10 protein-coding genes are annotated in these 12,107 nt (G+C 27.9%); 4 read left to right on the plus strand and 6 right to left on the minus strand.

Translation table 11 applies throughout. The features are described from left to right. Window positions 1–12: 12 nt before the first annotated feature. The 3 genes from typA to H5J23_RS08600 form a co-directional block, all read right to left on the minus strand. Window positions 13–1,818 (minus strand): translational GTPase TypA, encoded by a 1,806-nt coding sequence (gene typA, locus H5J23_RS08590; RefSeq protein ID WP_185891763.1) that lies wholly within the window; start codon window positions 1,816–1,818, stop codon window positions 13–15. Window positions 1,819–1,836: 18 nt separating this feature from the next. After that, on the minus strand, window positions 1,837–2,694 hold the full coding sequence (gene truB / locus H5J23_RS08595) for a tRNA pseudouridine(55) synthase TruB (protein WP_185891765.1): 858 nt from the start codon (window positions 2,692–2,694) through the stop codon (window positions 1,837–1,839). Window positions 2,695–2,762: 68 nt separating this feature from the next. Continuing rightward, entirely contained in the window at window positions 2,763–4,379 is a 1,617-nt protein-coding gene (locus tag H5J23_RS08600; protein ID WP_370523828.1) for a putative glycoside hydrolase, read from the minus strand. Between the two features lie 135 nt (window positions 4,380–4,514). Between H5J23_RS08600 and H5J23_RS08605 the strand changes: the two genes are divergently transcribed. The 4 genes from H5J23_RS08605 to H5J23_RS08620 are packed head-to-tail and all read left to right on the plus strand — an operon-like array spanning window position 4,515 to window position 8,933. Continuing rightward, window positions 4,515–7,292 (plus strand): pitrilysin family protein, encoded by a 2,778-nt coding sequence (locus H5J23_RS08605; RefSeq protein WP_185891767.1) that lies wholly within the window; start codon window positions 4,515–4,517, stop codon window positions 7,290–7,292. Window position 7,293: 1 nt separating this feature from the next. Continuing rightward, complete coding sequence (locus H5J23_RS08610) at window positions 7,294–7,623, plus strand: DUF1904 domain-containing protein (RefSeq protein WP_023051835.1); 330 nt, start codon at window positions 7,294–7,296, stop codon at window positions 7,621–7,623. Window positions 7,624–7,628: 5 nt separating this feature from the next. After that, window positions 7,629–8,147 (plus strand): shikimate kinase, encoded by a 519-nt coding sequence (locus H5J23_RS08615; protein ID WP_023051834.1) that lies wholly within the window; start codon window positions 7,629–7,631, stop codon window positions 8,145–8,147. Window positions 8,148–8,159: 12 nt separating this feature from the next. Beyond that, a complete protein-coding gene (locus tag H5J23_RS08620) occupies window positions 8,160–8,933 on the plus strand; it encodes an SDR family NAD(P)-dependent oxidoreductase (protein WP_023051833.1) in 774 nt (257 codons plus the stop codon). Window positions 8,934–8,973: 40 nt separating this feature from the next. On the opposite strand, the gene H5J23_RS08625 is transcribed toward H5J23_RS08620, so the two are convergent. From H5J23_RS08625 to H5J23_RS08635, 3 genes are all read right to left on the minus strand, one after another. Next, the gene (locus tag H5J23_RS08625; RefSeq protein ID WP_023051832.1) at window positions 8,974–9,735 is read right to left on the minus strand and encodes a formate/nitrite transporter family protein; all 762 of its coding nucleotides are present in this window, start codon (window positions 9,733–9,735) and stop codon (window positions 8,974–8,976) included. Window positions 9,736–9,878: 143 nt separating this feature from the next. Next, a complete protein-coding gene (brnQ, locus tag H5J23_RS08630) occupies window positions 9,879–11,111 on the minus strand; it encodes a branched-chain amino acid transport system II carrier protein (protein ID WP_185891769.1) in 1,233 nt (410 codons plus the stop codon). A 128-nt stretch (window positions 11,112–11,239) separates the two neighbouring features. Next, complete coding sequence (locus H5J23_RS08635; RefSeq protein ID WP_023051829.1) at window positions 11,240–12,094, minus strand: WYL domain-containing protein; 855 nt, start codon at window positions 12,092–12,094, stop codon at window positions 11,240–11,242. Window positions 12,095–12,107 lie beyond the last annotated feature (13 nt).

Raw genomic sequence — 12,107 nt, forward strand, 5'->3', positions numbered from 1 at the left:
CCTCTTTAATTATTATTTAGAGTTTTTTCTTCTGTCGCTCTCTTTTAAGAATTTCTTTCTTATTCTGATATTAGTTGGAGTGATTTCTACTAACTCGTCATCTGCTATGTAATCAAGAGCTTGCTCTAAAGTATATCTTCTAGGTGTAGCAAGCTTTATAGCATCGTCACTTCCTGATGCTCTCATGTTAGTTAACTTCTTAGCCTTACATACGTTTACAACTAAATCGTTATCTCTGTTATGCTCTCCTACGATCATTCCTTCATAAACAGCTACTCCTGGATCAGTAAATAATACTCCTCTATCTTGTAGTCCACCTAAAGCATAAGCTACAGTTGTTCCTTGCTCTAAAGAGATTAAAACTCCTTTAGCTCTTGTTGGAATTGGACCTTTATATAATTCGAAATCATAGAATGAATGATTTAAGATTCCTGTTCCTTTTGTATCTGTTAAGAATTCATTTCTAAATCCAATTAATCCTCTTGCAGGTACCTTAAACTCTAATCTTGTATATCCATCAGTTCCAGGAGTCATTGTTATCATTTCTCCCTTTCTGATACCCATTTTTTCAATTACAACACCTACGAATGCATCATCAACGTCAACCATTGCTAATTCGATTGGCTCATATTTTTCTCCATCAATATCTTTTAATAAAACTCTTGGTTTAGAAACTTGAATTTCAAATCCTTCTCTTCTCATATTCTCTAAAAGTATTGAAAGTTGAAGTTCTCCTCTTCCTTTTACTACGAAAGCATCTGGACTTTCTGTTGCTTCTACTCTCATACTAACGTTTGTTTGAAGCTCTTTTTGAAGTCTATCCCAAATATTTCTAGATGTTACAAATTTACCTTCTTTTCCAGCAAATGGAGAATCATTTACCATGAATGTCATTGCTAAAGTTGGCTCATCTATATCAATTACTGGTAAAGCAATTGGCTCATTGAAATCAGCAATTGTCTCTCCAATATCAATGTTATCTAAACCTGCAACTGAGATTATATCTCCAGAGAAAGCTTCTTGAATTTCAACTCTTTTTAGACCTTCATATCCATAAAGAACTGAAACCTTTCCTCTAATTTGCTTTCCATCTCTTTTTATTAATATAACATCTTGATTTCTTTTTAATGTACCATTGTAAAGTCTTCCAACAGCTAGTTTTCCAACATAGTTATCGTACTCAATGTTTGTTATTAAAAATTGCGTAGGTTTGTTGTTATCTCCCTCTGCATCTTCAACATGTTCTATTATTGTTTCGAATAAAGGTTGCATATTGTCGCTATTATCATTTAACTCTTTTTTAGCAAAACCAGCTTTTCCTGAAGCATACACAACTGGGAACTCTAATTGTAATTCGTTAGCATTAAGTTCGATAAATAAATCGTAAACCATGTATAAAACCTCTTCAGGTCTTGCATTTGGTCTATCTACTTTATTTACTACAACTATTGGTCTGTGTCCTTGCTCTAAAGCTTTCTTTAATACGTATTTTGTTTGTGGCATTGGTCCCTCAAACGCATCTACTAGTAAAACAACACAATCAACCATTTTCATAATTCTCTGAACTTCTCCACCGAAGTCCGCGTGTCCTGGAGTATCTATAATATTAATTTTACAATCTCCATATCTTACTGAAGCATTTTTAGAGAATATTGTTATTCCTCTTTCTTTTTCAATATCGTTAGAGTCCATTACTCTCTCAGCAACTTTTTCAAGTTCGTGAGCTCCGAAAACTCCAGATTGTCTTAATAAACAGTCAACCAAAGTTGTTTTTCCATGGTCAACGTGTGCAATAATTGCAATGTTTTTAATCTTCATATTTCTTCCTCTCTATAATTAATAATATTTGTAACCTTTTAATAATCCTTTTGTAACCTCGCCTAAGCCTATAAAATTATTCTTAGAATAAACTCTATATTTTCCTTCATTTATTCTTTTTTTACATCTTTGACCATTAACAAAAAGTTTTAAATCATTTTCATCTTCAATATCTACTTTAGGAAATTTAAAATAATCCTCTATTGAAACTAAGAAAGAAAAATCATTCTCTGATACCATTTTTTCAATAGTTTCTAATGTGAATGCTCTTGCTAAATCCTCTTCTCCAACTCTAGTTCTTCTTAAACCAGTCATTGTTGCAAAAGTTCCTAATTTCTCACCTAAATCATAAATTAGACTTCTTATATATGTACCTTTTGAAACTGTACAATCAATCTTAGCCTTTACTCCATCAAAAGATATAGTTTCTAGATTTTTTATACTAACATCTCTAGCTTTTCTCTCAATCTCTACACCTTCTCTTGCTAACTCATAAAGCTTCTTTCCATCCACTTTTATAGCAGAATACATTGGTGGTATTTGCTTTATATCTCCTTTAAATGTTTCTAATGTTTCTTCAAAATTTTCATAAGAAATATTAAACTCTTCTACTTTAGCTAAAACTTTCCCCTCTATATCATAGGTATCTGTTTTAAAACCAAGTTCTAAATCTGCAACATACTCTTTTTCATATCCTTCTATATCCTGTGCTAATTTTGTAGCTTTTCCTACACAAATAACTAGAATTCCAGTTGCTAAAGGATCTAAAGTTCCTGTATGTCCTATTCTTCTTTCTTTCAAATTTCTTCTTAAAATCCTTATAACATCAAAGGAAGTTATACCGATAGGTTTATCTATAACTATTATTCCTTCCAATCTTTTCTCCTTTAAATTAGTTCAAATGACATTATATCATACACTATACTTTTTTTAAACATTTATTTTTATTTCCCTGTAATCTTATAGTTATTACTTGGACTCCAAAGTAAATACTCTGTTACTCCCAAATCATTCATTGCTTTAATTTGCTCTCTTATTTCCTTTTCATTATAAGGAATATATCCTTTTACCCATTTTGCAGTAAAAGCTTGAATCCACGGTCTTATCACTGCTGGTGAATTAACATTTTCATTTCTATTTATAGAATCTTTTAATGAGTGGTATATTGTTTTATATGGCTGTGCATCTGGAACTGCTATTCCATAAGCTCCATTTCCATAATGACTTGGATACATCATTGGTGAAATATAGTCTACAACTTGAGTTACAGCTTCCCAATGCTGTCCTAATCCCATATCATCACTAAATGTTCCTACTTGCCCATAAACATCCGCACTTGTATAAACACCTAAAACATTTAATCTTTCTTTTGCATATTTTAAGTATTTTTGAATAGTTTCTGGTTTTGATTCATTTTTGGTATTTCTATAATTTAGTTTTGCATCTAACTTCCCACCATTTGAAGCTGGAAATCTTACATAATCAAATTGTATCTCATTAAACCCTGCTTTTGCTGCTTCTTCTGCAACTGATAAATTATAATCCCAAAGATTTCTATCGTGTGCTGATACCCAAATTATTCCATCACTATTTGTATAAGGTTTTCCTGTATCTCTTGAAATAATAACTTTATCTGGATTTGCTTTTGCATACGTTGGATCCTTAAATGAAACAATTCTTGCTATCGTATATATATTATTTTCTTTCATTTTTTTCATAAACTCTTCTATATTTTTTATTGGATAATTTTTCGAAACTGGTATTCCAAATTTTTTAGGAGCTTCCATTTCAAAAGATAGTACTCCATTATCATCTTTTACATCTATTACAAAAGCATTTATTTCTGTTGTATTCGCAAGATTTATGAGTCTTTCCATTTTTTTAGAACTTCCAATTGTATAAATATTTAAGTACACTCCTTTTACATCTACTCTTGGATTATTACTAAAATTATTAGTTGGATAATTTGATGTAAAATCTAGATTTTTCCATTCTTTTGGCAAAACTTCATTTAAACTATTTGCTAAATCTACTTTACTTATCCAACCACTTTTATTTTTCAAATCTTTTTTATATTGAATCTTTAATAATGACTTTTTCTTATCATTTACAGTTATTTCTTTTTCATCTATAATATCAACTCTTGTCCCTTTTCTCAAAGTGTCTGTTTTTTCTTTTTGCATTTCATCTCTATAAACAAACAGCGTTTGATTTTTAATATATTTTGAGTTATTTACTGCATTTTTTTCAATATTCTTTTCTTCTTTTTGTTCATTTACTGATACTTCCTCTTTTATTTCAGGTATTTTTTGTTCAGTTATATTTTTTAACTCTATCTCTTTTTTATCCTCTTTTATAATTGAATCTTTTTTTTTTAATTCTGTGTCTGTATTTACTTTATTTAAAGATAAGACATCCACTTTTATTTCATCACTTACCATTTCTACTTTTTTAGGTTCATCATTAAAAACAAATCTTTTAACCCCACAAGAAATTGTAAAAATAAAAATTGTTACTAGTATTAAAAATCTAAAGAATTTCTTTTTGTCCTTTACTCTCACGTTATCCTCCATTTATTATTTATTCGTCATATTTTAACAATTTTATCTAAAAAAATCTACTAAATAATCCTTTTAATAAAACTTATAAAATGTTACTATCTAAATATCTTTAACTTATACGAGGAGGTTTTACCAATGAAAAAAAGAATATTTCCGTTTACTATAATATTTTTAATTTTACAACTTTTTATTTTTGCTAGTAACCAACCAAATCTACAAGTATCTAAAAATCTAATTTCTGGAACACTTGACAACGGTTTACAGTACTATATACTTAAAAATAAAAAACCTGAAAATAGAGCTTCTTTAAATCTTGTTGTAAAAGCTGGTTCTCTTTACGAAGAGGAAGATCAACAAGGATTGGCACATTTTTTAGAACATATGGCTTTCAATGGTACTACAGAGTATAAAAAAAATGAGCTTGTTACATATCTCCAGTCTTTAGGTTTAAGTTTCGGTGGAGATTTAAATGCATATACCAGTTTTTCAGAAACGGTTTATAAACTTCAAGTTCCCACTTCTAAGTCAGATTTAGAAACTGGTTTTAATGTTCTTAAAGAGTGGGCATCAGAGGTAACTCTCGATCCAAAAGATATTGAAAATGAAAAAAATATAATTATTGAAGAGTGGCGACTAAGACAAGGAATTTCTCAAAGAGTTGGAGATTTACAAAAGAAAATCTTATATGGTGATTCTTGGTATTCTAAAAGATTTCCTATAGGTTTTCCTGAAACTATAAAGGGCGCAACTTCTAAAAAACTTAGAGACTATTATGAAAAATGGTATCAACCAGAAAATATGGCTGTTGTTGCTGTTGGAGATTTTAATCCTGAAGATATCAAACACCTTATTACTAATAATTTTGCATCATTAAAAAATAAAACAAATATTGTTAATACAAATTATGAAATATCTTTACCCCTTGAGGATTCAGTTACTATTTTTACTGATCCTGAACTTACTACAACTAATTTTAATTTAATGTGGAAAGAACCTATATCTACTATTGATACTACAGCTTCATTCAAAAATAACTTAGAAAAAATCTTACTTAATTCTATTTTAAATACTAGATTTTCTATTTTATCTAAAGATAAAGATTCACCTTTTGTATATTCCTCTATTTATAATTTTCCTCTTAATAAAAACACTGGAATTTATGCAATTTCAGCACTTATAAAGGATGAAAATATAAATAAATCTATAACGGATATAATTGATAATTTAAAAAGTATTTCATTAAATGGAGTTTCATCTCAAGAATTAGAAAATGAAAAAATAAATCTTTTAAACAATCTAAAGACTATTGTTAGCAATAAAGAAAGTATTAAAAATGATATCTACATGGATTCTATCGTTGATTATATTTTAAATAATAATGTTTTTATGGAACCTGATGCGGAATATGAATTAACTGAAAATATTTTAAAAAGTATAACTATTGATGACTTAAAAAATATTGCTAGTAATCTTACTTCTTTAAATTACGACGTTTTAATAACTTCTAGAGAAAATATGAAAGATAAGCTACCTAAAACAAATGAAATTAAATCTTTAATTGATTTACTTTTAACAAAAAATACAACCTCTATTGAAGAAAAATCTTTTAAAACTGAATTACCAGAGTTAAATTTAATACCTGGTACTTCTAAAATTATTACAAAAGAAAAAGATTATACAAAACTACTTCTTTCAAATGGAATAGAAGTTCTTTATAAAGAAACTAACTTTGACAAAGATAAGATAACTTTTAAATTAACTAAATTGCAAGGTAGCTCTAGTTTAGAATATCCTGAATACATTAATTCACTTTTCCTTCCAGAAATTCTTTCTAATTCTGGAGTAGGAGATATTAACTATAGCTCTTTAGAGTTATATTTCAAAGGAAAAAATTTTAGTGTTGAACCATTTATTGATGATTATACACAAGGGTTTACAATATCTACAAATAAAGAGAATCTTTCTGAAGCATTAAAGTTTTTTAGAACACTTATCTCTAATCCAAAATTTGATGAAAATATTATTGAATCAAATTTAAAAACAAATAGAGAGTTAATAAAAAATAGAGACTTTTCTCCTAAAGCTTTATTTAAAAAAACATATCTAGAAACTTTAAATAACAATCATCCAAGAAAAGTTCCTTTAGAAATAGATGATATTTCTTATGTTAACAAAGAATCTCTTTTAAATACATTTGAACATTTATTTAGTAATTTTAAAAATTATAAACTAGTTGTTACAGGTTCTATTGATGAACAAATTTTAATTAAAAATTTAGATTATTACTTTGCTAATCTTCCTATAAATACTAATCAATTAGAATACAAAGACTTAAATGTAGTTTACCCTACTGAGTCTGTTAAAAAAACTATTATCAAAGGAATTGATAAAAAAGCTACAGTTATTTTAACTTTTCCTTATCAAAGTAATTTTTCATTAGAAAATAGAGTTTTATATGGAGCTTTTTCTAATTTATTAAATATACTCCTAATCGAAGATGTTAGAGAAAAAATTGGTGGTGTTTATTCTATTTCTTCATATTCTAACCTTGAGAAATTAAATTTTGGTGAAAATTATCTTCAAATTATGTTTAGTACAGATACTAAAAGAGTTGATGAAGTTGTATCTAAAGTCAAAAATACTATTGAAAATATTCAAAAAGGAACTTTTCCAGAAAATAAAATTTTAGATATTCAAAAAAACTATAAACTAAATTTTGAGACTGCATTAAATACCAATAGTTTTTGGAATAATTACCTAGAGAAAAAAAATTTAATATCTGACTATGAATTTTATACTCCTATGAGGTATAATAAGACAGTAAACTATAACTCTATTATAAATTTTTCTAATAGAGCACTTAATATAAAAAACTGTGTAGAAGTTATTCTTTTGCCAGAAAAGGAGGAATAAAATGCCACATTTAAAATTTAGAGGTATTGATAAAAAAAGTTTAATTGAAAATAGTAAAGAATTAATTGATGGACTTACTTCAATTGTACAATGTGATAGAACTTGGTTTACTATTGAGCATACTGAAACTGAGTATATTTTCGATGGAGCTATCGTTCCTGGTTATACTTTTGTTGATGTTGCTTGGTTTGACAGAGGACAAGAAACTAAAAATATTGTTGCAGACTTCATCACAAAATTTTGTAAAAAATTAACAAACAACAACGATACTACTGTTATCTTCTATCCCCTTGAAGGTTCAAATTATTATGATAATGGGGAACATTTTTAATTTTTATGAAAGCTAATATCGCTCTTATAGGTTTTATGGGAAGTGGAAAAACTACTATAGGTAGAATTCTAGCTAGAAGCCTAGATATGAAATTCATAGATATTGATCGTTGCATATCTATGAAAGAAAAAAGAACTATCCCTGAAATATTTGAAGAACATGGAGAAAAATATTTTAGAGATTTAGAAAGATCTATTATTGAAGAAGAATCTAAAGATAACAATATAGTTATTTCCACTGGTGGTGGAGCAATTATTGATAATGTTAATATTAAAAATCTAAAATCCACTTCTTTTGTAGTTTATTTAGATTGTGATGTTAATACTATTTACGAACGAGTAAAAAGAAGTAAAACTAGACCACTTCTTACAAACTCAGAAGACATGTTACAAACAATACAAGACTTGTATGATAAAAGACAAACATTGTACAAAATATCTTCTGATTTTTCAATTAAAATAGATTCAAACACAAATATTTATGATAGTGTTGAAAAAATAAAAAATGCTTATATATTAAGCTAAGGGGGTTTTTCTATGAACAATTTATACGGTAAGACTATTTTTATTACTGGAGCAACAAAAGGTATTGGAAGAAGTTGTGCTTTAGCGTATGCAGAAAAAGGTGCAAACCTAATTTTAACTGCTAGAAGTTCCGATTTACTTGATTCTTTAAAAGAAGAATTAATTAGAAAATATGGTATAAGAGTTCATACTTTAGTTATTGATGTGCGTAATAGCAAAGATGTTGAAGATAAGGTAAAATCTTTACCTGAGTCTTTTAAAAAAATTGACATTTTAATCAATAATGCTGGATTAGCTTTAGGTCTAGACAAAGTTTATCTGGCCTCTCCTACAGATATCGACACTGTTATTGATACTAATATTAAAGGGATGCTTTATGTTACAAGTGCTATAGTTCCTTTAATGTTAAAAAATAACTCTGGATATGTTGTTAATATCGGTTCTATCGCTGGGGATGCTGCTTATGCAGGTGGAGCTATTTATTGCGCTTCTAAAGCCGCTGTTAAAACTTTTTCTGATGGATTAAGAATTGATTTAGTTGATTCAAATATTAGAGTTACTAATATTAAGCCTGGTTTAGTTGAAACAGAATTTAGTAAGGTAAGATTTAAAGGAGATCTTGAAAAAGCTAATAATACGTATAAAGGCATCGATGCTTTAACTCCTGATGATGTAGCAAATGTTGTTATTTATGCTACTGGCCTTCCTGAAAATATACAGTTGACAGAAATTGCAATGACACCAAACCATCAAGCTGATGGAAGAACTGTTCATAGAGAAAATTAAAAAATTAAGGAGTAGAAATTTAATTTCTACTCCTTTTTAATTAATCATTCATGTATAACTTTTTATATATTAATGGTAAAAATAATGCTCCTGATAAAAAGTTTCCAATTGTAACAGCTAAGAAATGAATTGCCATTTCACTTGGAGAATATACTGTAGACATAAGTATTTTTCCTATACTTACATAGTACATGTTAGCAACCACGTGTTGGAATCCTCCTAAGATAAATAACATTATCGGGAACCAAATAGCTAATATTTTTCCTGCTAAATCTTTTGCTGCTAAAGCAAACCAAACACCAATAGCAACTAATACGTTACATAAAAATCCACTTGCTACTGCTTCTGTAAATGTAAGATGAACTTTATGTTCTGCAACTCCAACTACATATTTAGAAAATTCTGGTGATGAATAATTTCCTGCTAAGTAAGACACATACGCTATAAATATTGATCCTAAAAAATTCCCTATCCATACTGCACATAAATTTCTTGTGTATGTTGTCTTTTCTACCTTTCCCTTAGTAAAAGCCAATAATCCTAGACAATCTCCTGTAAATAATGATCCTCCTACTAATACAACAAGCATTAATCCTGTTGGGAAAACAGCAGCTCCTATAAATTTTCCAGCGCCTCCACCTACAGTAAAGTTAGCTATTAAATTTCCCAAAGCTGAAAGAGCTATGTACACTCCTCCCATAAATCCTAGTAAAGTAGTTTTAGTAAATGAGTAATGCCCCTTATTCTCTCCTAAAAGAAGAACTTGCTCTGTTGTTTCTTTGTTTGTTAAATAAACCTTCACTTTTTCCCTCCTGATTTTTTTTCATACAGTTTGGAATTATACACCCTTTATCCTTTTTTTTCAAGATAATATTAAAAAAACTCAATCAAAATATGATTGAGTTCTATTTTAATATATTAAGTATATACAAACAAACTTTCTAGTTAATTTTTTATAACTTTTCCAATTAAAAAGGCAATTATTGCTGGAATAATCCATGCAAAACCTAAATTTGATAGAGGTATAAATGATAAGTTTACTTTTAAAACTTCTAAAATGCTTATAATTAAAGTAATTATCGTTGCAAAGGCAAAACAATTTCTATTTTCAACTCCAAAAATATTTAAAACAATTAATACAATAGTAACTGGGTAAAGGATTACTAAAACTGGTACAGCTAAGCTTATGATATAGTCTAAACCTGCTACTGCTAATATTGCTGAAAATATACATGTTATAATAGCTACTTTTTTATATGATACATTTGTTAGCTTTGAAAACCAATCACTCACTAATGCTGTTAATCCTACAGAAGTTGTTAAACATGCTGCAGCTACACAAATACCAAATGCAATCTTTCCTGAACTTCCTAATGTTAATTCAGCTACCATTAATGCTGTTTGAGCTGTAGATAAATTTTGCATACTGCTAATTTGTGCTCCTAGATAAATTAAACTAAAATATATTAATCCTAATCCTAATGCTGCTATAAATCCTGCTCCAGTTAAAAAAAATTTTTGCTCTTTAGAATCTGTAACACCTTTTCCTTCTAATCCTTTTACTATTATTACACCAAATAAAACTGAAGCTAATGCATCCATTGTTTGATAACCATTTATAAATCCATATGAAAATTGACTTCCTTCAACTATGCTTGCTACTGGTTCTCCAATCGGATTTAAAATTCCAAATACTGTTATTAAAGCTAAAATCACTAATATAATAGGTGTCAGAAACTTTCCTAAAACATCTGTTACTTTAGATTCATTTAAAACTAAAAATAGTGTTATTCCGAAAAATATAACAGAACAAGCTATTGCAGAAATTTTAGGGTCCGCTCCTCCTATTAGTGGTAATACTCCCATTTCAAAAGTAGTTGATCCTGTTCTTGGAATTGCAAATAATGGTCCAATTACTAAAATTAATGTTGTTAAGTATGCTGTATTAAATTTTTTAGAAACTTTACTTGCAAACTCATCTAGACTTCCACCTTTTGTAAAAGCAAGAATTCCAAGTAGTGGTAATCCAACTCCAGTTATAAAAAATCCTATTCCTGCTATAAACCAACTTTGTCCAACTGCTACCCCAAGAGATGGTGGAAATAACAAGTTCCCCGCTCCAAAAAACATCGAAAATAATGCTAACCCTAAAACTAAAATCTCTTTTCTTTTATTCATTCTTTTCCTCCCCATATAAAATAAATATTATTAAAAAGGCAACCTGTTTAGAAAAGATTGCCTTTATTTTGATAATTAATTTTAATTTTTGTAAATAATAACACTTTTTTTTTATTTTTTCAAGTTTTTTAAATTTTTTTATCATCATAAATTTTATATGCTTGTAAAAAAGAACTTCTTAATTCATCTCTTAATTTTTGTGGCTCTATTATCGTAACCTCTTTTAAAAAAGAAGCAAAATAAAACTTAGCATTCTCTAAAGTCATTTCAAATTGATAAATATTTTCATCTTTTTTTATAAGTTTAGGTTTATAGTTAGTAAAACTTTTTAGCATACTCTCTCCTATTGGAGTAAAAATAGCTTTTATTAATAATCTCTCTCCTAAAAATGGATCGAAATTTTTCCTCATATTTTCAATATATTTTTTATCTCTAATTTGAATTTTTTCATTTAGCACACCTAAAATAATCACATCTTTTAATTTTATACTTCTATAAATTCTATTCTCATCATCATAAGCAAATATAAAATTTTCATCTCCTTGATCCTCTCTTTTTATAAAATATGGAGATATTATTAAATTATCTTCCATATATAATATTCTCATTTTTGATTTATTTTTTATAGCTTCTAAAACTACTTTGTAAGTATCTTGAAATATAAATATTTCTCGTTGATACTTAAATTGTGATGAATATATTTCAAAAAGATCTCTAAAAAACTCAGCTTCTACCTCTACATCATTTGCCTTTAAAATATCATAATATATACCTTTATTAGCTACATTTAAATCAAATTGTATAACTTTTTTTAAAGGTCTTCCTTGAGGTTCTATAAACTTATCAATATCAAACTTTTTAGTGTATTTAAATTTATCTAAAATAAAATTACATAATTTATTATTATTTATTCCAAACTCTTCTGAATCTTTTTTTAAAAGTCTCCAAATATCTTCTGAAACTGTAACTCTTACTTTTTTCATACTTCAGTTCCCC

The organism is Cetobacterium sp. 2G large, from assembly GCF_014250655.1.
Lineage (GTDB): Bacteria > Fusobacteriota > Fusobacteriia > Fusobacteriales > Fusobacteriaceae > Cetobacterium_A > Cetobacterium_A somerae.

Coding starts and splice junctions, on each gene's coding strand:
- typA (WP_185891763.1), bottom strand. CDS start 1,818: ATGAAGATTAAAAACATTGCAATTATTGCACACGTTGACCATGGAAAA.
- H5J23_RS08605 (WP_185891767.1), top strand. CDS start 4,515: ATGAAAAAAAGAATATTTCCGTTTACTATAATATTTTTAATTTTACAA.
- H5J23_RS08610 (WP_023051835.1), top strand. CDS start 7,294: ATGCCACATTTAAAATTTAGAGGTATTGATAAAAAAAGTTTAATTGAA.
- H5J23_RS08615 (WP_023051834.1), top strand. CDS start 7,629: ATGAAAGCTAATATCGCTCTTATAGGTTTTATGGGAAGTGGAAAAACT.
- H5J23_RS08620 (WP_023051833.1), top strand. CDS start 8,160: ATGAACAATTTATACGGTAAGACTATTTTTATTACTGGAGCAACAAAA.
- brnQ (WP_185891769.1), bottom strand. CDS start 11,111: ATGAATAAAAGAAAAGAGATTTTAGTTTTAGGGTTAGCATTATTTTCG.
- H5J23_RS08635 (WP_023051829.1), bottom strand. CDS start 12,094: ATGAAAAAAGTAAGAGTTACAGTTTCAGAAGATATTTGGAGACTTTTA.